Annotated in this window: 16 protein-coding genes and 2 tRNA genes; 9 read left to right on the forward strand and 9 right to left on the reverse strand. The window is 65.9% G+C overall.

Features of this window, described 5'->3' with window-relative positions; translation table 11 throughout:
• Positions 1 to 194: 194 nt before the first annotated feature.
• Together HCA61_RS12430 and HCA61_RS12435 are read left to right on the forward strand one after the other, a co-directional pair.
• On the forward strand, positions 195 to 9476 hold the full coding sequence (locus HCA61_RS12430; protein WP_169688515.1) for a type I polyketide synthase: 9282 nt from the start codon (positions 195 to 197) through the stop codon (positions 9474 to 9476).
• 12 nt (positions 9477 to 9488) lie between these two features.
• Positions 9489 to 9914, forward strand: coding sequence for a holo-ACP synthase (locus HCA61_RS12435; RefSeq protein WP_169688516.1), 426 nt, complete (start codon positions 9489 to 9491; stop codon positions 9912 to 9914).
• Positions 9915 to 9934: 20 nt separating this feature from the next.
• Here HCA61_RS12435 and HCA61_RS12440 read toward each other — a convergent pair whose 3' ends face one another.
• The 3 genes from HCA61_RS12440 to HCA61_RS12450 all read right to left on the reverse strand — a co-directional run bounded on the left by HCA61_RS12440 (position 9935) and on the right by HCA61_RS12450 (position 12543).
• The gene (locus tag HCA61_RS12440) at positions 9935 to 10720 is read right to left on the reverse strand and encodes a TetR family transcriptional regulator (RefSeq protein ID WP_169688517.1); all 786 of its coding nucleotides are present in this window, start codon (positions 10718 to 10720) and stop codon (positions 9935 to 9937) included.
• A 90-nt stretch (positions 10721 to 10810) separates the two neighbouring features.
• Positions 10811 to 11539, reverse strand: a complete 729-nt coding sequence (locus tag HCA61_RS12445; RefSeq protein WP_169688886.1) for an ABC transporter permease — start codon at positions 11537 to 11539, stop codon at positions 10811 to 10813.
• Positions 11540 to 11595: 56 nt separating this feature from the next.
• Positions 11596 to 12543, reverse strand: coding sequence for an ATP-binding cassette domain-containing protein (locus tag HCA61_RS12450; RefSeq protein ID WP_169688518.1), 948 nt, complete (start codon positions 12541 to 12543; stop codon positions 11596 to 11598).
• A 90-nt stretch (positions 12544 to 12633) separates the two neighbouring features.
• Here HCA61_RS12450 and HCA61_RS12455 point away from each other — a divergent pair, with 90 nt between their 5' ends.
• Together HCA61_RS12455 and HCA61_RS12460 are read left to right on the forward strand one after the other, a co-directional pair.
• On the forward strand, positions 12634 to 13389 hold the full coding sequence (locus HCA61_RS12455) for a TetR/AcrR family transcriptional regulator (protein ID WP_169688519.1): 756 nt from the start codon (positions 12634 to 12636) through the stop codon (positions 13387 to 13389).
• On the forward strand, positions 13386 to 14741 hold the full coding sequence (locus HCA61_RS12460; RefSeq protein ID WP_169688520.1) for a dipeptidase: 1356 nt from the start codon (positions 13386 to 13388) through the stop codon (positions 14739 to 14741). The genes HCA61_RS12455 and HCA61_RS12460 overlap by 4 nt, the downstream gene beginning before the upstream one ends.
• On the opposite strand, the gene bcp is transcribed toward HCA61_RS12460, so the two are convergent.
• Positions 14742 to 15215, reverse strand: coding sequence for a thioredoxin-dependent thiol peroxidase (gene bcp / locus HCA61_RS12465; RefSeq protein WP_169688521.1), 474 nt, complete (start codon positions 15213 to 15215; stop codon positions 14742 to 14744). It abuts the gene before it with no gap.
• Between the two features lie 73 nt (positions 15216 to 15288).
• Between bcp and HCA61_RS12470 the strand changes: the two genes are divergently transcribed.
• Both HCA61_RS12470 and HCA61_RS12475 read left to right on the forward strand, forming a co-directional pair.
• Positions 15289 to 15513, forward strand: coding sequence for a DUF3618 domain-containing protein (locus HCA61_RS12470; protein ID WP_169688522.1), 225 nt, complete (start codon positions 15289 to 15291; stop codon positions 15511 to 15513).
• Positions 15514 to 15661: 148 nt separating this feature from the next.
• Entirely contained in the window at positions 15662 to 16435 is a 774-nt protein-coding gene (locus tag HCA61_RS12475; RefSeq protein ID WP_169688523.1) for a L,D-transpeptidase, read from the forward strand.
• Positions 16436 to 16498: 63 nt separating this feature from the next.
• On the opposite strand, the gene HCA61_RS12480 is transcribed toward HCA61_RS12475, so the two are convergent.
• A tRNA-Lys gene (locus HCA61_RS12480) sits at positions 16499 to 16571 on the reverse strand.
• Positions 16572 to 16909: 338 nt separating this feature from the next.
• Here HCA61_RS12480 and HCA61_RS12485 point away from each other — a divergent pair.
• Both HCA61_RS12485 and HCA61_RS12490 read left to right on the forward strand, forming a co-directional pair.
• Entirely contained in the window at positions 16910 to 18046 is a 1137-nt protein-coding gene (locus HCA61_RS12485) for an Ig-like domain-containing protein (protein ID WP_240959348.1), read from the forward strand.
• A gap of 63 nt (positions 18047 to 18109) precedes the next feature.
• Positions 18110 to 19189 (forward strand): lipase family protein, encoded by a 1080-nt coding sequence (locus HCA61_RS12490; RefSeq protein WP_240959350.1) that lies wholly within the window; start codon positions 18110 to 18112, stop codon positions 19187 to 19189.
• Between the two features lie 57 nt (positions 19190 to 19246).
• Here HCA61_RS12490 and HCA61_RS12495 read toward each other — a convergent pair.
• Positions 19247 to 19319, reverse strand: a tRNA-His gene (locus HCA61_RS12495).
• Positions 19320 to 19404: 85 nt separating this feature from the next.
• Positions 19405 to 20004 carry an oligoribonuclease gene (orn, locus tag HCA61_RS12500; RefSeq protein ID WP_169688525.1) on the reverse strand — a complete coding sequence of 200 codons (600 nt, stop codon included), beginning with the start codon at positions 20002 to 20004 and terminating at the stop codon, positions 19405 to 19407.
• Positions 20005 to 20090: 86 nt separating this feature from the next.
• On the opposite strand from orn, the gene HCA61_RS12505 reads away from it, so the two are divergent.
• Complete coding sequence (locus tag HCA61_RS12505; RefSeq protein ID WP_169688526.1) at positions 20091 to 21659, forward strand: helicase HerA-like domain-containing protein; 1569 nt, start codon at positions 20091 to 20093, stop codon at positions 21657 to 21659.
• A 3-nt stretch (positions 21660 to 21662) separates the two neighbouring features.
• On the opposite strand, the gene HCA61_RS12510 is transcribed toward HCA61_RS12505, so the two are convergent.
• Positions 21663 to 23123, reverse strand: coding sequence for an NAD(P)/FAD-dependent oxidoreductase (locus HCA61_RS12510; RefSeq protein WP_169688527.1), 1461 nt, complete (start codon positions 23121 to 23123; stop codon positions 21663 to 21665).
• Between the two features lie 240 nt (positions 23124 to 23363).
• Positions 23364 to 24167, reverse strand: coding sequence for a mycolate reductase (gene cmrA / locus HCA61_RS12515; protein WP_169688528.1), 804 nt, complete (start codon positions 24165 to 24167; stop codon positions 23364 to 23366).
• Between the last annotated feature and the right edge of the window lie 6 nt (positions 24168 to 24173).

Genomic DNA, 24173 nt, shown 5'->3' on the forward strand with positions numbered 1-24173 from the left:
TGTGAGTGAAATCACTGGTAGAGGGTTCGTGCGGCAAGGTACGTGAAACGAAACATGAGGAACCCCTCATGATTTTGTGCGAACCTGGGCATGCCCGTACGAGCAGAACACCAGTCCATGCAACACACCGGCGCGGGCAGCGCTGCAACACGAAATGCCTCCACGCAGGGGTGTTCAGGAGAGGAACCACACGCGTGACGATCGACGAGACCACACCAGGCGACAACGGACGGAACTCGAAGGCATCACGAAGCACCGGCCGGCGGGCGGCAACCGCCCCGAACGGTGCACTGGTCGACAAGCTTCTCGCGGGTGAGCCCTACGCACTCGCCTTCGGCGGTCAGGGTGCGCCCTGGCTCAGCTCCCTCGAAGAGCTCAGCCGCGACAACGGCCTCGAGCCTGCTCTGACCGAACTGGTCAACGCTGCGGCCGCTCACCTCGCTCCTGTTGCCGGCGACCTCATGGTTGTGCGCCCGGCCGGGTTCGATCCCATCGCGTGGATCCTCGAGCAGGAACTCGTCGACGACGAGGACGACGCTCCCGAGGCCGGCCCGTCCGAAGCGACCCTCACCTCCGCCGCGGTGTCCAAGCCCGGCGTCTTCCTCACCCAGATCGCTGCGCTGCGCGCACTCGCGAACCAGGGTCTCGATTTTGCAACCCACGCCCCGAGCGCCGTGATCGGCCACTCGCAGGGCGTTCTCGCCGTCGAGGCCGTCGCCGCCGGTGGGCGCAAGGACGCCGAGATCCTCGCGATCGCCCAGCTCATCGGTGCCGCTGCCTCGCTCGTCGGCCGTCGCCGCGGGCTGATCGCCGGTGCCGGTAAGTTCCCGATGCTCGCGGTGTCCGGTGTCGACGCGGAGCGTCTGAACACCATCGTCGCCGAGGTGTTCGAGGGCCAGGACGCCGAGCGCAGCGCCGTTGTCGCCATCCGCAACGGCCGTCGCCGCGTCGTGCTGTCCGGTCCGCCGGCCGCGCTCGAGCGTGTGCAGCAGCGTTGCGAGGAGATCTCCGCAACCGAGACCCGCGAGCGTGATTCCAAGAAGCGTGGCGGCGCGGTGTTCGCGCCCACGTTCGAGCCGGTTCCGGCCGAGGTCGGCTTCCATCACCCCGCGTTCGCCGCTGCCGTCGATCAGGTCGCGGACTGGGCGTCGCGCTGCGACCTCGACGTCGATCTCGCCCGCAAGCTGGCCGAGTCCATCCTCGTCACTCCGGTCGACTGGGTCGAGCAGGTCGACGGTGCTGTGGCGTCCGGCGCTTCCTGGATCCTCGATCTGGGCCCGGGCGAGCTGCTCACTCGCCTCACTCAGTCCGGTCTGCGCGGGCAGGGCGTCGGAATCATCGCCGCCGCGACCCGCGGCGGTCAGCGCAACCTGCTGACCCCGGGTGCCGAGCCCGAGGTGCCGCGCGCATGGTCGGAGTTCGCCCCGAAGCCGGTGGCGTTGCCCGACGGCCGTGTCGGTGTCGAGACGTCCTTCACCCGCCTGACGGGCCGTTCGCCGATGCTGCTGGCCGGCATGACGCCGACCACTGTCGATCCGAAGATCGTTGCGGCCGCTGCGAATGCGGGTCACTGGGCCGAGCTGGCCGGTGGTGGCCAGGTCACCGAGCAGATCTTCGCCGATCACGTCGCGGAGCTGACCGATCTGCTCGAGCCGGGTCGCGCTGCGCAGTTCAACTCGATGTTCCTCGACCCGTACCTGTGGAAGCTGCACGTGGGCGGCAAGCGTCTCGTGCCGAAGGCGCGTGCCGCGGGTGCACCGTTCGACGGTGTCGTGGTCACCGCGGGTATCCCGGAGCTCGAGGAGGCCGTGCAGATCATCTCCGATCTGCGTGACGCCGGCATCGAGCACGTCGCGTTCAAGCCGGGCACGGTCGCGCAGATCCGTTCGGTGATCCGCATCGCGAACGAGGTCCCGAGTTACCCGGTCATCGTCCATATCGAGGGCGGCCGCGCTGGTGGCCACCACTCGTGGGAGGACCTCGACGATCTGCTCCTCGACACCTACGCAGAGTTGCGCACGCGCTCGAATCTGGTGCTGTGCGTCGGTGGCGGTATCGGTACGCCGGAGAAGGCCGCCGATTACCTGACGGGCCGCTGGTCGACCCAGTACGGGTTCCCGGCGATGCCGCTCGACGGCATCCTTGTGGGCACCGCCGCGATGGCGACTCTCGAGGCCACCACGGCTCCTGAGGTCAAGCAGCTGCTGGTCGACACGCCCGGCACCCCCGATTGGGTGGGTGCGGGTACCGCGAACGGTGGCATGGCTTCGGGTCGTAGCCAGCTCGGTGCCGACATCCATGAGATCGACAACGCTGCGTCCCGCACGGGTCGTCTGCTCGACGAGGTCGCGGGCGATGCGGACGCTGTGGCTGCCCGCCGCGACGAGATCATCGCCGCGCTCGACATCACTGCGAAGCCGTACTTCGGTGACGTCGCCGAGATGACGTACCTGCAGTGGCTGACCCGCTACCTGGAGCTCGCCATCGGCTCCGATTGCGCGACCGAGTTCGATTGCGGTAGCGACCTGGGCGATGCCGTCGCCGACGCGCATGTCAGCCCGTGGCTGGACGTGTCGTGGCGTGAGCGTTTCCGCGAGATGCTGCAGCGCGCCGAGGCCCGTCTGCATCCCGTGGACCGCGGCCCGATCCCGACGCTGTTCGACGACGATGCAGTGCTCGAGCGCCCGTACGCGGCGGTCAAGTCGCTCACGGCTCAGTACACCGATGCCGGCGACGTGGTTTTGCACCCCGCGGATGTCGCGTTCTTCGTCTCTCTGTGCAAGACCCCCGGCAAGCCGGTGAACTTCGTGCCGGTCGTCGACCAGGACGTGCGTCGCTGGTGGCGGTCGGACTCGCTGTGGCAGGCACACGATCCGCGCTACACCGCCGATCAGGTCTGCGTCATCCCCGGCACCGTCGCCGTCGCGGGCATCACCCGCGTCGACGAGCCGGTCGGTGAGCTGCTCGACCGCTTCGAGAAGGCCACGGTCGATGAGCTTGTCGAGTCCGGTGTGGAGCCCACCCCGGTGGTTGCTCGTCGTCACCGCGATGTCGCGACCGGTCTGCTCGATGCTGTGCTGTCGTCGCCCGATGTCGCGTGGGCCGGCCGCCAGACGCGCAATCCGATCGATCGTCTCGGCGATCTCGACGAGTGGGCCGTCGAGTCGGAGGCCGCTGCGGTGCACGCGCCGACCGGCGCGACGCTGACGGTCCTCGACGGTGAGCACGTCGGCCTTCGGGTGCCCCTCGGCAACGATCGCGTCGTCGAGATCCGTATCACGGTGCCCGCATCCGTGAGCACCGGCGGCGCACCTGTCATCACCGAGGCCGACGCCGACGCCGCCATGTCGGCGCTGCTCGGTGTGGCTGCGGGACAGGAGCTTCCGGTCGTCAAGAAGGGTGCCGCGCGCATCACTCTCGGCTGGCTGCCGGAGAAGATCGCCGACCACGCCGGTGTCACCGGTGCGGGTCTGCCCGAGAATCTGAGCCCGAGCACCAACGGTGTGCCCGACGTCCTCGTCGGCGCCTGCTGGCCGGCCGTGTTCGCTGCGCTCGGCGCTGCCCGCACCGACGAGAACTTGTCGGTCATCGAGGGCATGCTCGATCTCGTCCACCTCGATCACGCGATCGACGTGAAGAACGGTCTGTCCACCGACCCGTCGATCCTGGGTGTCAAGGCGCTGGTCGAGAACGTCCTCGACACCGATCTGGGCCGGGTCGTCGAGGTCCACGTGACCATCTCCGCCGACAACGGTGACGGTTCGGGCGACAACACGGTTGCGACCTTGATCGAGCGTTTCGCGATCCGCGGCCGCACGGGCACCGCCGAATTGGCCGATCCGGTCCGCGCCGGCGGTTCGCTGAGCGACGACGTCCTCGAGACGCCGCGTCGCCGTCGCCGCGACGCCGTGATCGTTGCCCCCACCGACATGAGCGCGTTCGCGCGTGTGTCGGGCGACCACAACCCGATCCACACGTCGGACAACGCCGCGCTGCTGGCCGGTCTGGGTAGCCCGATCGTCCACGGCATGTGGCTGTCCGCCGCTGCGCAGCAGGTTGCCACGGCCATCGAGTCCGATGCGAAGCTGCCGGTGCGTCGGATGACGGCGTGGACCACGCGATTCCTCGGCATGGTTCGTCCGGGCGCGAAGATCGACGTGCGCGTCGATCGCATCGCAACCGATCGCGGCGCCGAGATCGTCGAGGTGGGCTGCCGCGTCGACGGCGACCTGGTGATGGTGGCGACGGGCCGTATCGCCGCACCGAAGACCATCTATGCCTTCCCGGGCCAGGGCATCCAGCGCCCCGGCATGGGTCTGGACGCTCGCGCCCGCAGCAAGGCTGCCCGTGAGGTCTGGGAGCGCGCCGACAAGCACACTCGCGAGGCCCTCGGCTTCTCGATCCTTGCTGTGGTGCGCGACAATCCGACGGTCCTCAAGGCTCGCGGTGTGACTCATAAGCATCCGGACGGTGTGCTGCACCTGACCCAGTTCACCCAGGTCGCGATGGCGACGCTCGGTGTCGCGCAGATCGCGGAGCTCCGCGAGGCGGGCGCGTTCGTCGAGGGTTCGCTGCTGGCCGGTCACTCGGTCGGCGAGTACAACGCTCTCGCCGCGGTCGCCGGAGTGCTTCCGCTCGAAGCGGTTCTCGAGGTCGTCTTCCAGCGCGGCTCGGCGATGCATGCCCTCGTGCCGCGTGACGAGCAGGGTCGCTCGAACTACCGCATGGCCGCGATCCGGCCGTCGCAGTTCGGTGTCGCCGATGAGGACCTGCAGGATTTCATCGCCGAAGTCGGAGCGAGTGCTGAAGAGTTCCTGGAGATCGTCAACCTGAACCTGCGCGGTTCGCAGTACGCGATCGCGGGCACGGTGGCGGGGCTCGAAGCCCTCGAGGTCGTCATCGAGCGCAAGGTCGCCGAGTTCGGTGGCAAGCGCGCGTTCATCCTGGTCCCCGGCATCGATGTGCCGTTCCACTCGACCGTCCTGCGTGGCGGTGTGGACGATTTCCGTGAGCGGTTGCTGAACCTGCTGCCCGAGGAGATCGACCCGAACATCCTCATCGGCCGCTACATCCCGAATCTGGTGCCCAAGCCGTTCAACCTGGGCCGTGAGTTCATCCAGGAGATCGCCGATCTGGTGCCGTCGGAGCCGCTCGCCGAGGTCCTTGCGGACTTCGATGCGTGGGCCGCGAAGCCGGTCGCGTTGACCCGCGTGGTGCTCGCCGAGCTTCTGGCGTGGCAGTTCGCGTCGCCGGTGCGCTGGATCGAGACGCAGGACCTGCTGTTCGCCGACGAGGCCGACGGCGGCCTGGGTGTGGAGCGCTTCGTCGAGGTCGGCCTCGGCGCCGCTCCGACTGTCGCGAACCTTGCGTCGCAGACCCTCAAGCTGCCGGGTCGGTTCGGTCAGCCGGTCGAGGTGCTCAACATCGAGCGTGAAGCGTCGATCGTGTACTCGACCGATGTGGATCCGGCCCCGGTCGAGGACGACGAGCCGGAAGCGCCGGCGCCCGAGGCTTCGCCTGCTGCTGCGGCCACACCGGTTGCTGCTCCGGCAGCGCCGACCGGTGGTCCGACTCCGGACGACATCGTCTTCAAGGCTGCCGACGCCACCAAGGTGCTCATCGCTCTGTGGACCAAGCTGCGTCCTGATCAGATCGGTCCCGTCGACACGATCGAGGCACTGTGCGACGGCGTGTCCTCGCGTCGTAACCAGCTTCTCGTCGACCTCGGTTCCGAGCTGTCGCTGGGCGCGATCGACGGTGCCGCCGATGCAGACATGGGCGCGCTGGCAGGCACGGTCGACCGTCTTGCTCGCACCTACCGCCCGTTCGGTCCGGTGCTGTCGGATTCGATCAACGATCACCTGCGCAAGGTGTTCGGCCCGTCGGGCAAGCGCCCCGGTCATGTCGCCGACCGCGTCACCAAGGTGTGGGGTCTGGGCGAAGGCTGGACCCAGCATGTGACCGCGGAGGTGGCTCTCGGTAGCCGCGACGGATCGTCGATCCGCGGTGGAGATCTGGGTGGTCTGTCCCAGGGTGCACTCGGTGACACGGCCTCGGTCGACGCATTGATCGACGCCGCGGTCCAGTCGGTCGGTTCACGTCGCGGTATCACGGTGTCGATGCCGTCGGCCGGTGGTGGCGGGGGAGCGACTGTCGATGCCGCTGCTCTCGGTGAGTTCACCGAGCAGATCACCGGTCGCGACGGTGTGCTCGCCAGTGCCGCGCGCCTCGTGCTCGAGCAGCTGGGACTGAATGAGAAGGTGTCCGGTCTCGCCGACAAGGCCGACGACGAACTCGTCGATCTGGTCTCGGCCGAGCTCGGTTCCGACTGGCCACGACAGGTTGCACCCGCGTTCGACGCCCGCAAGGCCGTCCTCATCGACGACCGGTGGGCCACCGCGCGTGAGGATCTTGCACGTGTCTGGCTCGGTGACACGGTGGAGGTCGAGCGCTTCGACGGTGCAGGCAAGACGGTTGCTGCTCATGCGACCTACTGGCAGGCCAAGGCGAGCGATGCAGGTCGCACGCTGCTGGCCGAGACGTTCGGGCGTATCGCGACGGCTGCGGCAAACACGGGCGACGCCGAGTACGCAGGTGAGGTCGCTGTCGTCACGGGCGCCAGCAAGGGTGGTATCGGTGCGGCTGTCGCAGCGAAGCTGCTCGGCGGCGGCGCGACGGTGATCGTCACCACGTCGCGTCTCGACTCGAACCGTCTCGGGTTCTACAAGGACCTGTACGCACGCCACGCTCGTACCGGTGCGGCCCTGTGGGTCGTGCCCGCCAACATGGCCTCGTACGCCGACGTCGACGCTCTGATCGAGTGGATCGGCACCGAAACTGTGGAGAACGCGGGCGGCGCCAAGAAGCTCATCAAGGATGCGCTGACCCCGACGCTGCTGTTCCCGTTCGCTGCGCCTCGCGTGGCCGGTTCGCTCGCCGACGCCGGTGCGCGCGCCGAGATGGAGATGCGGGTGCTGCTGTGGTCGGTCGAGCGGCTCATCGCCGGTCTGTCCGGTATCGGTGCCGATCACGACGTCGACACCCACCTGCACGTGGTGCTGCCCGGGTCTCCGAACCGCGGCATGTTCGGTGGCGACGGCGCGTACGGCGAGTCGAAGGCCGCGCTCGACGCGATCGTCACTCGCTGGGGTGCCGAGCGCACGTGGGCCGAGCGCGTCACGCTGGCGCACGCGCTCATCGGCTGGGTGCGTGGCACGGGACTGATGGGCGGCAACGATCCGCTGGTCGAGGCCGCCGAGGCCGCCGGTGTACGCACGTGGTCGACGCCCGAGATGGCGACCGAACTGCTGAAGCTGGTCGGTCCGGAGGCCAAGCGTCTTGCGAAGGACGCACCGCTCGTCGCGGATCTGACCGGCGGTCTCGCGGAGGCGGGTCTCGATCTGCCTGCGCTGGCGAAGCAGGCACAGGATGCGGCCGATGTCGCCGAGGAGCGGGACGAGGACGGTACCGCGACCATCGCGGCACTGCCTGCGGCCCCGCGTCTCGATGCGGCCCCGATTCCCGAGTGGAGCGAGGTCACCGCGGATCCCGAGGACCTCGTGGTCATTGTGGGTGCCGGCGAGCTCGGCCCGTACGGTTCGTCGCGTACCCGCTTCGAGATGGAGGTCGACGAGGAACTGTCGGCTGCCGGTGTGCTCGAACTGGCGTGGGTCACGGGTCTGATCGAGTGGGAGAACGAACCGAAGCCCGGCTTCTACGATGCCGAGACCGGTGAGCTCGTCCCCGAGTCGGAGATCGCCGACCGTTACAACGACGCGGTTGTCGAGCGTTGCGGCATCCGTCGTTACGCCGACGACGGAGCGATGGTCGACAACACGGCTCCGCTGATGACTTCGGTGTTCCTCGACAAGGATCTGTCCTTCGTGGTCGGCTCCGAAGCAGAGGCCCGCGCGTTCGTCGATTCCGATCCGGAGAACACGGTCGCTGCGGTCGATTCCGAGTCCGGAGATTGGACGGTCACCCGCAAGGCAGGCACCGAGATCCGCGTGCCGCGTAAGGCGAAGCTGTCCCGCACTGTGGGTGGCCAGATCCCGACCGGGTTCGATGTCACCCGCTGGGGCATTCCCGCCGACATGGCGGATGCGGTGGACCGGGTGGGTCTGTGGAACATCGTGTCCACGGTCGATGCGTTCCTCACCGGCGGCTTCACCCCGTCCGAACTGCTGCGCTGGGTGCACCCGTCGATGGTGGCGAACACGCAGGGCACCGGTATGGGCGGCATGACCTCGATGAGGTCGCTGTACATCGACACGTTGCTCGGCGAGAACCGCGCGAACGACATCCTGCAGGAAGCCCTGCCGAATGTCATCGCCGCGCACGTCGTCCAGTCGTACGTCGGCGGTTACGGTGCGATGGTGCACCCGGTCGCGGCGTGCGCCACGGCTGCCGTGTCGGTCGAAGAGGGTGTCGACAAGATCAAGCTGGGCAAGGCCGAGTTGGTTGTCGCCGGTGGTTTCGATGATCTCGGTATCGAGGGCATCGTCGGCTTCGGTGACATGTCGGCGACCGCGAAGTCCGACGAGATGACCGCCAAGGGCATCGACGATCGCCGCTTCTCGCGGGCCAACGATCGCAGGCGCGGTGGGTTCGTCGAGTCGGCCGGTGGCGGCACTGTGCTGCTGGCGCGCGGGGACCTCGCACTGGAGATGGGGCTACCTGTTCTCGGTGTCGTGGCATATGCCAGTTCGTTTGCCGACGGTGTCCACACCTCGATTCCGGCGCCCGGCATCGGTGCGCTCGGCGCAGGTCGCGGCGGACGCGAGTCGGCTCTGGCGAAGGAACTGCGCAAGCTCGGTGTCACTGCGGACGACATCGCGGTGGTCTCCAAGCACGACACGTCGACTGCGGCGAACGACCCCAACGAGTCGGAACTGCACGAGCGCTTGGCCGGCTCGCTGGGCCGCAGTGAGGGCAACCCGCTGTTCGTGGTCTCGCAGAAGTCGCTGACCGGACACGCCAAGGGTGGCGCAGCCGCCTTCCAGTTGGTCGGTCTGTGCCAGGTGCTCAGCCAGGGTGTCGTCCCGCCGAACCGCAGCCTCGATTGTGTGGACGAGAAGATGGCCGAGTACGAACACCTCGTGTGGGCACGTACGCCGATCCGTTTCGGCGAGCAGTACGCGCTCAAGGCAGGCTTGCTGACCAGCCTCGGCTTCGGTCACGTGTCCGGGTTGATCGCGGTGGTGCACCCGCAGGCGTTCGTAGCGTCGCTGCCTGCCGACCGTCGTGAGGCGTACCTCGCGCAGGCTGCGGAGCGCACGATCTCGGGTAAGCGGCGCTTGGTCTCGGCGATGACCGGTGGCGCGGCACTGTACGAGCGTCCCGCGGATCGCCGGTTCGGTGGGGACGCGGTACCTGCCGCTGCTGCACGTCAGCTCGAAGCGGATGTGCTGCTCACCGAGGAAGCACGCCTCGGTGACGGCGACGTGTACCGCTCGGGTCTGCCGGGCTGCAAGTAGGTAACAGCAGAGATGGGAGTTGCGGGTATCGGGTTCGACCTCGTGTCGGTGCCGGAGTTCGCCGAGCAGTTGCGCCGGCCGGGCACGACGATGCTGGCGAACTTCACCCCGGGTGAGCGTCGCGACGCGAATACCCGCAGCTCCGATCCTGCCCGGCATTTCGCCGCGCGCTGGGCGGCGAAGGAAGCCGTGATCAAAGCGTGGTCGGCGTCGTTGTTCGGGAGCCCGCCGGTGCTGCCGGAGACGATCCACCAGCAGATCGAGGTGGTGTGCGACGCGTGGGGACGGCCGAGCATTCGGGTGCATCGTGAGGTTGCAGAGCATCTCGGCGGTCGGCGGATCCATGTGTCACTGACGCACGACGGAGACATGGCCGGCGCGTTCGTGGTACTCGACGATGCCGCCCGCGAATACTCGTCCGGGGAGGACGACAGGTAGCAGCGGAGTGCTACACGAGATCAGGCCGAGGGAGCGGACGCTTCCTCGGCCTTGGTCGTTCCGGACCCGGCGGCGCGTGCGCGTTCGGAATCTTCACGTCGCTTCTGCCGTTTCGCCTGGGCACGCGAGTCCTGTTCGGCGACCTGCAGATACGCGACCATGATCCGCTTGAGTTCGGCCACGGCGTCGGCGTGGGTCTGGTCGTCCTGCACCGAGAAGTTCAACATCGAGTACACGATGTGGACGAGAACCTCGGCCATGAGTTTGCGGCGCGCTCGGGGCGTGTCCGGGGTGAGGGGCGCCAGCATCCGCGCGACCTGTTCGGCGAATTCCTTCTCGTGGATGGCACCGGTGGCACGCGTCGACGGGGTGGACTGCATCGCGAGCCACACTTCGCGTCGGGATGGATCGGTGGTCCACAGGCCGGCCATGTGATCGACGAAATTGTTGAGGAAGCGCAGCCAGTCGACCGACGGGATCCTGCCGTTGAAGGTGGCGAGTTCGTTCTGGACACCGACGAGGTCCTGCCGATTCAGTTCGCAGACGATCACGTACTTGTTGGCGAAGAACTGGTAGAGGGTGCCGATGGGGACGTCGGCGCGGGAGGCGACCTCTTCGCACGTGAACGACTCGAATCCGACCTCGGTGAGCAGGTCGCGGGAGGCCGCCAGGAGCGCGTCGAACTTGCGCCGGCTGCGTTCCTGCGTCGGACGTCGTCTGGGCACGAGTTCCTGCGGCTCCGCCTGGACCTCGAGTGCGGGGTCGATCCGTTGCGGGGCGCGGCGGCCGTTCGTTGCTGACTCCACGCGCCCAGGCTAGCGGCACACTGTACGAAAGCCGAACATGAGTGTGAAAAGAGGTGCCACCAAACGCGGTGTGTCTCCCGCGGAGGGGGTTCACCGCGCGGTTCGACGGCGGAACAACGCCGTTGCCGCGACCAGTCCGACGGCGGTGAACGCCACACACCACCCGACCGCGACCACTGCCGAATTGCCGATCGGGGTTCCGGTGAGCAGGCCGCGCACCGTCTCGATGACAGGTGTCACCGGCTGGTGTTCGGCGAATCCCCGCAACCAGCCCGGCATCGTGTCCGGCGGTACGAATGCGCTGCTCACATAGGGCAGGAAAAGCAGGAAGAACGTGAAGCCGCTTGCGGCCTCCTCGTTTCCGGCGAGCATCCCCAGCGCAGCCGAGACCGCGGAGATCGCGAGGATGAACAGTGCGATGACCCCGATGGCTGCAATCCACTCGACGAGGGTGGCATCGGGCCGGAACCCCATCAGGACGGCGACGGCGAACACCACGGCGGTGCTGGCGAGGTTGCGGACCAGGCTCGCGACGACGTGGCCGGTGAGAACGGCCGAACGTGCGATGGGCATGGATCGGAACCGGTCGACGATGCCGCGCTGCATGTCGGACGCGACGGCGACTGCGGTCTGTGCAGCGCCGAACGATGCTGACAGCAGCACGATGCCCGGGACGACGTAGTTGAGATAGTCGGTGCCGGTGTTGATGGCGCCGCCGAACACATACACGAACAGCACGAGCAGCAGCACCGGAAGCGCGAGACCCATGAGCAGTGCGTCGGGGCTGCGGAGCATGCGCCTGAGATTTCTGCCGGTCACCGCCGCGTAGTCGCGGGGCAGGTAACCGAGAGTGTGGGTGGGGGAGTCGGTGAGCGTCACTGCGAGACCTTCTTTCGGTTGGCCGTGCCGGTGAGAGTGAGGAAGACGTCGTCGAGCGTGGGGGAGTGGAGGCCGAATTTCTCGACCGGAACTGCGTCGTCGGCGAGGCGGGTGAGTAGGGCGGCCACGTGGGGGAGATCGCCGTCGGTGGGGACTTCGAGAGTGAGGGTGCTCGGGTCGGTGTCGCCGCCGAGGAGCGTCGCAGCGCGAGCGAGGTCGGGTTCGGTGGTGAAGCGCAATTCCAGGTGACCGCCCGGCACCAGTGCTTTGAGCTCGTCCGGTGTGCCGTCGGCGACGATGCGTCCCGAATGCAGCACTGCCACTCGATCTGCGAGGCGATCGGCCTCTTCGAGGTACTGCGTGGTGAGAAAAACGGTGACTCCCTCGGCGGCGAGTTCGCGGATGACCTCCCACATGATGAGGCGGCTGCGGGGATCGAGACCCGTGGTGGGTTCGTCGAGGAACAGCACCTGCGGTGAAGCGACCAGGCTCATTGCGATGTCGAGCCGGCGAGCGGTGCCGCCGGAGAGGGTGCCGGCGCGCCGGTCGGCGACGTGCCCGAGATCGAATCGTTCGATCAGTTCTCGGACATGGCCGTCGATCGTCGCCGAGGGCAGGTGGGCCAGCCGCGCCGCAAGGCGGAGATTCTCGGCGCAGGTGAGGACGTCGTCGATGGCAGCGTACTGGCCGGTGAGAGCAATTCGTTCTCGCACACCTCGCGCGTGTGCGGGTAGGGCGAGCCCGGTGACTTCGACGGTGCCGGAGTCGAAGGGTAGGAGCGTCGTGAGGATCCGCACGGTTGTGGATTTTCCGGCGCCGTTCGCGCCGAGCAGGGCGAAGACGGACCCTTGTTCGACGCGGAGGTCGATGCCGTCGAGCACCGTGGTGGCCCCGAATGTCTTGCGCAGGGCCTGCACTTGGAGAGCGGCGAAGTGATCGGACATGACCCGGTCCTTAACTGTGTATGCGATATACGGATGTGTACAGGATACGCAGTTTTAGGATTGCGGCAAGACCCCGACAGACGGAGAAGCATGAGTAGTCCCGGATCAGAAGACGAGCTACCGCGCAGCGTGCGGCTGGCATGGGGTCTGAGCGACCCCGGCACCCGGGGGCCACGTCGGGGCCTGACGCTCGAGCAGGTGCTCGACGCTGCGATCGCCGTCGCGAACACCGAAGGACTCGAGGCGCTCTCGATGAGCCGCGTCGCGAAGGAACTCGGTTTCACCACGATGTCGCTCTACCGCTACGTCGACAGCAAGGATCAACTCGTCGAACTCGCGTGGGACCGCGCGATCGGGCCGCCGCCCGTGTTGCCATCCGGGGGCTCCTGGCGGGAGCGATTCGACGCCTGGGCAACAGCCGAATACCGGGGGCTGCGCGCCTACAGATGGTTGACCGAGCGTCCGATCCGAACGGCCCCGTACTGGCCCAACAACATGCGCTGGCTCGATGCCGGTCTCGGTGCCCTGTCCGAGACCCCCCTCGATGAGGAAGCGAAAGTGCAGATCACCCTGACGGTCTCGCTGTATGTCATCAGCCGAGCGCGCTTCTCGTGGGAACTCGAATCCGCCGTCATGGACGACGGGCTGGACTACCCCGCGGTGATGCCTCGCATCCTCGACCCGGAGAAGTACCCGTGGGTGCTCGCTGCGGTTGCCGCGGGAGCATTCGATGCCGACGAGGGCGACGCTCCTGAGGCATGGCACGAACAGGATTTCCGGTTCGGACTCGAGCGGCTGCTCGACGGAATCGACGTATTCATCGGACATTCGGAGGAGAAGCGATGACAGATCCGACCCGACGCATGCGCGAGCGCGTCAGCGCAGCGATGCCTGCGGCCCGTGAAGAGCTCGCGACCATGGTCGCGTTCCGCTCGGTCGCAGACCCCCGACAGTTCCCCGTCGAAGAATGTGTCGGAGCTGCAGTCCGGGTTCGTGATGCATTCGCCGAAGCGGGGATCGACCACGTCGAACTCATCGAGACCTCCGACGGATCGCTCGCGGTCGTCGGGCACACCCCCGCCCCCGCCGGAGCCCCCACCGTCCTGCTGTACAGCCACTACGACGTGCAGCCCCCGGGCAACGAAGACCTCTGGGACAGCCCGCCGTTCACGCTCACGGAACGCGATGGCCGCTGGTACGGGCGCGGCGCCGCCGATTGCAAGGGCAATATCATGATGCACCTGCTCGCGCTGCGGGCGGTCCTCGAAGACGGGCGCATCCCCGTGGGTGTACGGATCGTGATCGAAGGATCCGAGGAAATGGGCGGCGAAGGGCTCGACCATCTGGTCGAGGAGCGCCCCGAGTTGTTTCAGGCCGACCTCATCATCATCGGCGACAGTGGCAATGCCGAAGTGGGAAAGCCGACATTGACCACCACCTTGCGCGGTATCGCGAACGTCGACGTCCACATCGAGACGTTGAAGGGCGAAGTGCATTCCGGCATGTACGGAGGAGGGGCACCCGACGCGCTCGCCGCATTGGTGCACCTGCTCGCCACAATGCGCGACGCCGACGGAAACACGGTCATCGACGGTCTCGACGCCACCGCGACATGGGACGGAGTGCCGTATCCCGAGGACAGATTTCGCGCCGACGCCGGTGTGCTCGACGGAGTGACGCTGCCGATCTCAGGCTCGATCGCCGACGCCGTCTGGGCCCGGCCTGCACTGACCGTGCTCGGAATCGATGCGCCGCCGGTCGTCGGTTCTGCCGCCGCGATCGTGCCCCGCGCATCGGCGCGCCTGAACCTGCGGGTACCGCCCGGGGTCGACGCGACGGCCGCGCAGGACGCGCTCGTCGCCCACCTCGAAGCGCATGTGCCATGGGGCGCCCGCTTGCGGATCGAGCGCGAAGCCGTCGGCGAACCCTTCCGCGCCGTGACCGACGGGCCCGGATACACCGCTCTACGGTCCGCGCTCGAGGCTGCGTACGGACGTGAGGTGGGCACCGCCGGTCAAGGCGGGTCGATCCCGTTGTGCACTGCACTCCAACGCGCGGTGCCGACAGCGGAGATCGCCCTGATCGGGGTCGAGGAGCCCCGCTGCGTCATCCACGCCCCGAACGAGAGTGTCGATCCATCCGAGATCGAGAACCTCGCTGTTGCGGAAGCGGTGCTGCTGAGTTCCCTGGCCGGATAGTCAGACGGACAGATCGCGTCGCAGTTTCGCGACGTGTCCGGTCGCTCGCACGTTGTACTGCGCAACCTCGATTTTGCCTTGCTCGTCGACGAGGAAAGTCGATCGGATCACGCCGGTCACCGTCTTCCCGTACATCTTCTTCTCGCCGAAGGCACCCCATGCGGTGAGCGTGGTCTTCTCGGGGTCGGAGAGCAGTGGGAAGTTCAGCTCCTGGTTGTCGCGGAACTTCGCGAGCTTCGCGGGCTTGTCCGGGGAGATCCCGAGCACGTCGAGTCCGGCGTCGTTCAATTCCGCGAGGTTGTCGCGGAAATCGCAGGCCTGCTTCGTGCAGCCGGGCGTACTCGCGGCGGGGTAGAAGTACACGATGACCTTGCGTCCCCGGTAGTCGGACAGCGACACTTCGTTGCCGTCGGCGTCGGCAAGCCTGAAGTCGGGAGCGGTGTCGCCGGGAGTGAGTCTGCTGTTTTCCGTCATGTCCGCGACATTAGTGGACCGATCGTCCATTACCGTGGTCGCAGCACACTGCAGCGACTTTCTGGAGGATCACGTGGCTAGGGACACCGGCGACATCGAGCGGGACATCGAAAAGGCCCGCAACCAGCTCGCGAGCACGCTCGACGAACTGAGCCTCCGCGCCAACCCGAAGACCTTGGTGGCGAACACCAAGCAGAGCGTCGTCGCGAAGGTCAATCAGCCTCAGGTCAAGAAGTACGCCGCCATCGCGGTGGGTGCGGTGGTGGGACTGCTCGTTTTGCGCAAGATTCTGCGCTGACCCCATTCGCTGTGCACAGTGCCCGCGTCTTCTCGGACGCGGGCACTGTGCATTCATGCACGACAACCCTTCATATGCCGCACCCATGGGTGTGACGTGCTTCACTGGATGGGTCGGGGTCCGTCCTGGTTCTAAGGAGGCGACCGTCATGAGGGGTTGTCAGCGGAGCGCACGACTGCTTCTGGCCACGATTCTCGCCACCGCCGTGTGGTTCGGCTCCGGAGCCGCCGCCGCTGCGGGAACTGTCGCCGAGCCGCCGCCCGGAGGAGCCGGTCTCGGTGTCTCGTCTGTCGAGCCCGCTACCGGGAACGTGGTGGGTGTCGCGCATCCGGTGATCGTGCGTTTCACCGCACCTGTCGCGGATCGGGCAGCGGCCGAGAACGCAGTGCAGATAATCACCGCTGCGCCCGTCGACGGGCACATCTCCTGGGTCAGCGATCGGGAGTTGCAATGGGCACCGGACGGTTTCTGGCCCGGAGGTACCGACGTCACAGTCCTGGTAGGCGGGTCGCGGACCCACTTCCAGGTCGGTGACTCGTTCATCGCGGTCGCGAATCGGTCGACACACCAGTTCACGGTCAGTCTGAACGGCGAGGTCGTGAGGACGATGCCGACGTCGATGGGAAAACCGGGATACGAAACCCCTGTCGGTACCTTCCCGGTGCTCGAGAAGTTCCGACATCTGGTGATGGACTCGTCGACCTACGGCGTGCCCATCGACGCGCCCGAGGGGTACCGCATCGACACCGAATATGCGGTGCGGCTCACATGGGGCGGAATCTTCGTGCACGCCGCACCGTGGTCGGTGGATTCTCAGGGATACGCGAATGTCAGCCACGGCTGCATCAACCTCAGCACCGAGAACGCCGGCTGGTACTACGAGAACGTGAAACTCGGGGATCCCGTGATCATCGAAGGGTGATTCTTTCTACAGTGCTGAAAAAGCCCCACCCCGGTATTGTTCCGGAGGTGGGGCTTTTCGCTGTGCGCCATCAGGGACTCGAACCCCGAACCCGCTGATTAAGAGTCAGCTGCTCTGCCAATTGAGCTAATGGCGCTTGGTGTTTCTGTCTCCGGGCCGTTGTCCCGGCGACGAAGAGAAGATTACACACCTCAGAAGATCGCGCCAAATCGCCTGGTCAGGGGCCTTTCGCGGCGCTGGCGCTGTAACGGACGGCGCGGTGGGGGCGATTCGGTATTCGAACGTTATCGACGTCGGGGGGCGTCGTAGAGCCTGCTCGGAATGTGGGCTGGCAAGATTGTTTTCACATGGGTTACCTGCAGTTTTGGTGTCTGTGGGGAGGCGGAGCGGAGAGTGGCAGTGCAACAAGAACAAGTGACGAGTCCGCGTCGGCGGCGGACCGGGGCGGTACTGGGGTTGATGGTCGTCGGGCTTATGGCCTTCGTCACTGCCTGCTCGCCTGGATCGGGTGGCGGGGCCGACGAAGTGCCGATCGACTCGAACCCACTCGCCGCACTCATCAAACCGACCGTGTCGGCCAGCGTGGAAGACGGCGGCGTCGGTTTCTCTCCGATCGACCCGGTCACGGTGTCGGTGGTCAACGGCAAGCTCGAATCGGTGACCCTCCTCACCCCGGAGGGAGAGCCGGTCTCCGGTGCGATCGAGGACGATGCGACCTGGGTGAACACCGAGCCGCTCGGGTACAACCGCCAGTACGTTCTCGAAGCCGTCGCTTACGGGCTCGGAGGTGCGACCACCTCGAGCCTGTCGTTCACGACATCGTCTCCGTCGAATCTCACCCAGCCGTACGTGATGCCCGGTGAAGGTTCTGTCGTCGGTATCGGTCAGCCGGTTGCGGTGCAGTTCGACGAGAACATCCCGAATCGCCTCGCTGCCGAGGAAGCGATCACCGTCACGACGAACCCGCCGGTGGAGGGTGCGTTCTACTGGGTCAACAACCGCGAAGTGCGGTGGCGGCCGGAGCACTACTGGACGCCGGGCACCACCGTTTCGGTCGATGTGAAGGCTTACGGCAAGGATCTGGGCGACGGCCTGTTCGGCCAGTCCGATGTCGCGACCTCGTTCACGATCGGCGACTCGGTGATCATCAGGGTCGACGACAACACCAAACAGGTGGTCGTCAACCGCAACGGTGCCGATGTGATCACGATGCCGACTTCGATGGGGAAGAACGACACACCCACCCCCAACGGCATCTACACGATCGGCGACCGGTTCGATCACATGATCATGGACTCGTCGACGTACGGAGTGGCCGTTGACTCGTCTGAGGGGTACCGCACACCGGTCGACTGGGCCACCCGCATGTCCTACAGCGGTATCTTCTTCCACTCGGCTCCATGGTCACTCGGCGACCAGGGGTACCGCAACACCAGCCACGGGTGCCTGAACCTGAGTCCCGCGAACGCCAAGTGGATCTTCGACAACACCAAACGCGGCGATATCGTCATCGTGAGCAACACCGTTGGTGGGGTGCTGTCCGGCACCGATGGGCTCGGCGACTGGAACATTCCGTGGGCCACCTGGAAAGCCGGCAACGCGAATGCATAGCCGGTGACCGGCATTCGAACGTGGCTCAGCGCTGTTGCGGCGCTGGGCCTCGTTGTTCCTCAGCTGATCGGGTCGCACATTGCGACCGCCGCACCCGCTGGGCCGGAACCCGGCGCACTCGTGTCGGTCGGATCGCTTCCGGCCGAACTTTCCCTTCCCGGCGTCGCCGTCGCCGAGAAGATCGAGTACCGCACCCAATGGCGTTCGGGTGAGCCCACCGTCGCCACGGGCGCGCTGTTCGTGCCGGAAGGCGACGCTCCCGACAGTGGCTGGCCTGTCGTCGCCTGGGCGCACGGGACCACCGGTGTCGGTGACGACTGTTCGCTGACGACCCGTACCCCCCGCTCCGATGTCGAGAAGATGTATCTCGGCCACTGGCTCGACCAGGGTTACGCGGTGGTGGCGGCCGACTATCCAGGGCTCGGTTCGGAGGGCCTCCACCGGTACCTCGATGGCAAGAGTGCCGCGAACAGTGTCGTCGACAGTGTTCGCGCCGCCCGCGCAGCCGATCCGTCCCTGTCCGACAGTTGGGTGGTGATCGGACATTCGCAGGGTGGTCACGCGGCCCTGCACACCGCCCACATCGCGACCTCCCGGGCGCCGGAACTCGACTTCCGGGGCACCGTGGCCACCGGGGCGCCTGCCAATCTCGAGTCGGCGTTCACCCTCGGAGTTCCCGGGTTCCCGGATCCTGGTCTGTGGGGGCTGGTGTCGTTCAGTGGGTACTTGTTCTCGGGAGTGCGCGACGCTTATCCCGATGTCGACATCGACAGCTACTTCACTCCGGCCGGTCAGGAAATCCTCGATCAGGCGGAGGTGCTCTGCTACGACGATCTGGACGCGGTCGCGCAATCGGTGAGCATCGGTGACCTGCCGGCGCGTCCGATGTTCGAAGGAGAGTTGCCCGCAGTCCTCGCCGACTATCTGGCGGTCCCCACCGACGGCTACGACCGCCCGATCTTCCTCGGCCACGGCATACACGATGTGATGGTGCCGATCCCGTTGTCGGCGAAACTGGCCTCGGACATGACGGCGTCGGGTACGGATGTGGATTATCGCGTCTATATGGCGGGGCACTTCACGGCCATCGAACGGTCGATGCCTGATACGACGCCGTTCGTCGCAGGACTCTTCGCGCAGTAGAAAAGAGGGCCGAAGGAAAGAACCCCGACCGGAATCCGGTCGGGGTTCTTCTTGAGGGGTGAGTGACGGGACTCGAACCCGCGACAGCCAGGATCACAACCTGGTGCTCTACCAACTGAACTACACTCACCATCGCAATCGCGAACGGTCTTCGACCGCGTGCGCTTGCGGTACAGATACTAGCGTGACTTTGCCGGAAACACCGAATCGCCTGGTCAGGCGGGTCCGAGATCCTTCACGACGGCGATGAGCTCTGCGGACGTCGGTCCGGGCTCAGGGACGAACGCGGTACGCCGGTAGTAGCGCAGTTCGCGGATCGATTCCTTGATGTCGGCCAGTGCGCGGTGCGAGAGCCCCTTCTCGGGCTGGCCGAAGTAGATCCGCGGGAACCAGCGTCGTGTCAGCTCCTTGATCGAGCTGACATCCACCATCCGGTAGTGGAGGAAGCCGTCCAACTCGGGCATGTCCCGTGCGATGAAGGTGCGATCGGTTCCGATCGAGTTACCTGCCAGCGGTGCGGTGCCCGGCTCCGCGACGTGCTCCCGGATGTAGTCGAGCACAAGTTTCTCTGCCTCGGCAAGACTGACCGTCGAGCGGCGCACCTCCTCCGTGAGTCCGGACTTCGCGTGCATCTGCTGCACCACGTCCGGCATGGAGGCGAGCGCGTCGTCGTCGGCGTGGATGACGATGTCCACTCCGTCGCCCAGCACATTGAGGTCGCTATCGGTGACCAGCGCGGCAATCTCGATCAGCTTGTCGCTGCCGATCCGCAGCCCGGTCATCTCACAATCGATCCATACGAGTTTGTCCTGCACGACTCACAGAGTAGCGAGGCGGAGGAACGGCTAAGGTCGTCGGTGGGGTGCGCCGAGGTCTGTCACACATCGATAGGGGATATCGGATGGCCGAAACTTCGCGTCCGAGCACAACGATCGCCGATGGTTATGCCGTCATCGGAGAAGCACTGGAACTGGGTGCTGTAGTGCACGACGGTGCGGTCGATCCGGCAGCCCACGTGCGGATACCGTTGGCAACCTTGAATCGGCACGGTCTGGTTGCCGGCGCCACGGGCACCGGCAAGACGAAGACCCTGCAACTCATTGCCGAACAGCTCTCGTCTGCGGGTGTGCCTGTCGTGATTGCCGACGTCAAGGGCGACCTGTCGGGGCTGTCTGCGGCAGGGGAGACGAGTGATGTGCTCGCCGGCCGTGCGGTGGACACGGGCGACGACGGGTGGAACCCGACCGGTTTTCCGGTGCGGTTCTTTTCACTGGGAACCGAGGGTGTGGGGATCCCGGTTCGCGCGACCGTCACCGCGTTCGGTCCGATCTTGCTGAGCAAGGTGCTCGACCTGAACGCGACCCAGGAATCCACGCTCGGACTGATCTTCTATTGGGCCGACAAGAACGGTCTCGCTCTGCTCGACCTGAAGGATCTGCGCCAGACCATCGCACACCTGACGAGCGACGAGGGGAAGGCGGAACTTCAGGGGATCGGCGGGGTCTCCAAGGCGACTGCCGGCGTGATCCTGCGCGCGATCGTCAACCTGGAGGCTGCTGGCGGCGACACGTTCTTCGGGGAGCCCGAACTCGAAACCGAGGACCTGCTCGATGTCGTCGGTGGGCAGGGGGTACTCAATCTGATCGAGCTCGGTGATCAGGCGATGCGTCCGCGCTTGTTCTCCACTTTCCTGATGTGGCTGCTGGCAGATCTGTTCCAAGCACTGCCGGAAGTCGGCGACCTCGACAAACCGAAACTGGTATTCGTATTGGACGAGGCCCACCTGCTGTTCGCGGATGCCTCCGACGCGTTCCTCCAGCAGGTCGAGCAAACGGTGAAGCTGATCAGGTCGAAGGGTGTCGGCGTGATCTTCTGCACCCAGCTGCCCACCGATATTCCGAACGCGGTGCTCTCGCAACTCGGCGCGCGGGTGCAGCATGCGCTGCGCGCATTCACCCCCGATGACCAGAAAGCACTGGCGAAGACGGCCCGTACGTACCCGATGACGGAGTTCTACGACCTCGAGGAAGTGCTTACGACGTTGGGGACGGGTGAGGCTGTTGTCACGGTGCTGTCCGAGATGGGAGCCCCGACGCCCGTTGCGTGGACGCGTATCCGCCCGCCTCGATCGCTGATGGACACGGTCGGTGAGAACGCCATGCGGGCGGCGGCGCAGGCGAGCCCGATGTACGGGAAGTACGGCCGCACCATCGATCGCGAGTCGGCGTACGAGAAGCTCACCGCGACAGTGGCGGGCGCACCGAACAACGATCCGGATTTCGAGGCGCCACCTGTTCCGGACTACGCCGCAGAGCAGGCACCCGCCGCACCGCCCGACGAGGGACCGTCCATCGTCGAGCAGGTGCTCGGTAGCAGTGCGGTGAAGGGGTTTCTGCGGTCGGCAGCGTCGGCGGCGGGCCGGGAGATCTCACGGAGCATCTTCGGGACCGGCAGGCGCCGCCGACGCTAGACGCTAGACGTTCGCGGTGACGCGCGCCTCGGCAGAGCGGAGCGTGCCCGGGATGCGTAGACGCTCGGTTCGAGGGGCCACGACCTTGTCTTCGGGTTCGTCCTTTTTCTCGGCTTCGAAATCATTGCGCAGGAAGGATTCTCGGGAATCGTCGAGGATCTCCAGCCACGGTGCGGGGAGCGGCGGTGCGGTGGTTCCGGTGAGGGTGGACGTATAGCTACGGTTGCGGTAGCCCATGATGTCGGCCTTCTTGTCCTTCTTCCACTGCTTGAACACCTCACCCTGGCGCTCGACGTGGAACTCGGGATAGTCGGTCGCATCGACGAGATCCCGGATGTACGCGGCCTGGAAGTCGATGTCCTCGATCGGGTTGCTCAGAGCCTCTTCGCGGGTTCGCCACGACTCGATATCTGCGTCGCGACTGTCGAAGTCGGGCAACGCGATCCGGCCGAGCATCACGTCGCGGGCGTACCACGCCTGCGCGTCGAACATGTTGAACGTGAAGTACTGGTCCTGCATGCCGAGGTACATCAGGCGCGGGTTGTTCTGGAAGAAGATGCCCTTGTAGATGTTTCGCGGGTACAGCCGGTTGTTGGTACGCAGTCGCAGCTCGTCGGGCAGGAACGGGAAGTGGTGCTGGTAGCCGGTGCAGAGCACGATGGCGTCGACCTCGCGGGTGCTGCCGTCCTTGAAATGTGCTGTGCTGCCGTCGACATGCGTGAGCAGTGGCACTTCGGAGAACGCATCGGGCCAGTCATGTCCCATCGGCGCGGAGCGGTAACTGAAGGTGACCTGCTTTGCACCGTACTTGTAGCACTGCGTTCCGATGTCCTCGGCCGAGTAACTGCTGCCGACGAGAAGCAGTCGCTTGCCTGCGAACTCGGCGGCGTCACGGAAATCGTGCGCGTGCAGGACGCGCCCGGGGAACCGGTCGAGGCCCTCGAATTCGGGCACGTTCGGAGTGGAGAAGTGCCCGGTGGCGACGACCACGTAGTCGAATTCGTCGGATTCGAGTTCGCCCTTGTCGTGGTCCATCACGGTAACGGTGAACTTCTTGGTCTGTTCGGAGTAGTCGACCCACCGCACCGCTGTGTTGAACCGGACGTACTTGCGCACATCGCTTTTCTCTACCCGACCCATGATGTAGTCGAGGAGGACCGCGCGCGGCGGGTACGAAGGGATGGGTCGTCCGAAATGCTCCTCGAAGGAGTAGTCGGCGAACTCGAGGCATTCCTTGGGGCCGTTGGACCACAGGTACCGGTACATGCTCGCGTGAACCGGTTCGCCGTGTGCATCGAGGCCGGTGCGCCACGTGTAGTTCCACATTCCGCCCCAGTCTGCCTGCTTCTCGAAGCACACGATGTCGGGGACGTCGTCGAGACCGGCTTTCCGTGCTGCCTCGAAGGCGCGCAGCTGCGCGAGCCCACTCGGTCCTGCTCCAAGAATTGCGATCTTCGGCGACAAAGTACTACTCCTGTGTTTGTGAAAATTTTCCGTAACTACTTGTTAACACAGGTATCGATTTGTGGGAATTTGCGCGACTCATGCCAACTGCACCCTGGTCGACAGGGAAACAGCAGATGGGAGTAGGTGAGGCGAAGCGGAAAGAGCACCCTCGGGAAGTGAGGGGGATCACTGTAATGCGCCAGGACCGGCATCCGATGCGAGATGCGCCGGACGCCGGTCGGGGACATGTGCGAGGCGTCAGCCTCCGAGCTTCTTGTAGAACGCGCCGGCGATAGGGGCGGAGATGGACCGGGGAGCAAACTGTCCCGCGGCCGACATCGCCTTCGAGATCACGCCGGGAACGATGCGCATGCGGTTCTGTGCGAGTGCGTCCAACGACACCTTCGCGGTGTGTTCACTCGAAATCCACAGGAAGTCGGGAACGATCCGATCGACGATCGACGCCTCGGACGGATCCGGAACCTCGGTGCGCACAGGTCCGGGAGCCAGCAGCGTGACATGCACGCCGCTGCCCTTGAGTTCCCCGCGAAGCGATTCGGAGAAGGTGTTCACGAACGCCTTGGTCGCGGCGTAGGTCGCGTTGTTGGGGATTGCCATGTTGCCTGCCGCAGACCCGACCATCAGGATCGCGCCCGACTTGCGCTCCACCATCCCGGGAAGAACCGCGAGAGTCAGATCATGCACCGCAACCGCATTGAGTTCGACCTGCGCCCGCTCATAGGACGGATCCAGCTCGGCCACAGCACCGAACGTGGCGATACCCGCGTTGTTGCACAGAATGCTGATCCGTCGCGAGGACAACTCGTCGACGAGATCGGTACGGGCCTCGGGGGCGGACAGGTCGCATGCGCGCACGTCGACTTCGACGCCGTGTGCGGACCTGAGCTCGGTCGCGAGCTCCTCCATGACGTCGCCACGTCGCGCGACGAGGATCAGTGAATGCCCGCGCGCCGCGAGCTCGGTGGCCAGCGCCTCGCCGATACCGGAGGAGGCTCCGGTGACAACGGCACGGGCATCGGGGTGGGGGTTCGGCAGAGTCACGGCGTT

It is taken from the genome of Rhodococcus sp. HNM0563 (assembly GCF_012726195.1).
Lineage (GTDB): Bacteria > Actinomycetota > Actinomycetes > Mycobacteriales > Mycobacteriaceae > Rhodococcus.

Excerpts from the sequence above, each read along its gene's own strand:
- HCA61_RS12435 (WP_169688516.1), top strand. The coding sequence starts at position 9,489 with ATGGGAGTTGCGGGTATCGGGTTCGACCTCGTGTCGGTGCCGGAGTTC.
- HCA61_RS12450 (WP_169688518.1), bottom strand. The coding sequence starts at position 12,543 with ATGTCCGATCACTTCGCCGCTCTCCAAGTGCAGGCCCTGCGCAAGACA.
- HCA61_RS12455 (WP_169688519.1), top strand. The coding sequence starts at position 12,634 with ATGAGTAGTCCCGGATCAGAAGACGAGCTACCGCGCAGCGTGCGGCTG.
- HCA61_RS12460 (WP_169688520.1), top strand. The coding sequence starts at position 13,386 with ATGACAGATCCGACCCGACGCATGCGCGAGCGCGTCAGCGCAGCGATG.
- bcp (WP_169688521.1), bottom strand. The coding sequence starts at position 15,215 with ATGACGGAAAACAGCAGACTCACTCCCGGCGACACCGCTCCCGACTTC.
- HCA61_RS12475 (WP_169688523.1), top strand. The coding sequence starts at position 15,662 with ATGAGGGGTTGTCAGCGGAGCGCACGACTGCTTCTGGCCACGATTCTC.
- HCA61_RS12485 (WP_240959348.1), top strand. The coding sequence starts at position 16,910 with ATGGCCTTCGTCACTGCCTGCTCGCCTGGATCGGGTGGCGGGGCCGAC.
- HCA61_RS12505 (WP_169688526.1), top strand. The coding sequence starts at position 20,091 with ATGGCCGAAACTTCGCGTCCGAGCACAACGATCGCCGATGGTTATGCC.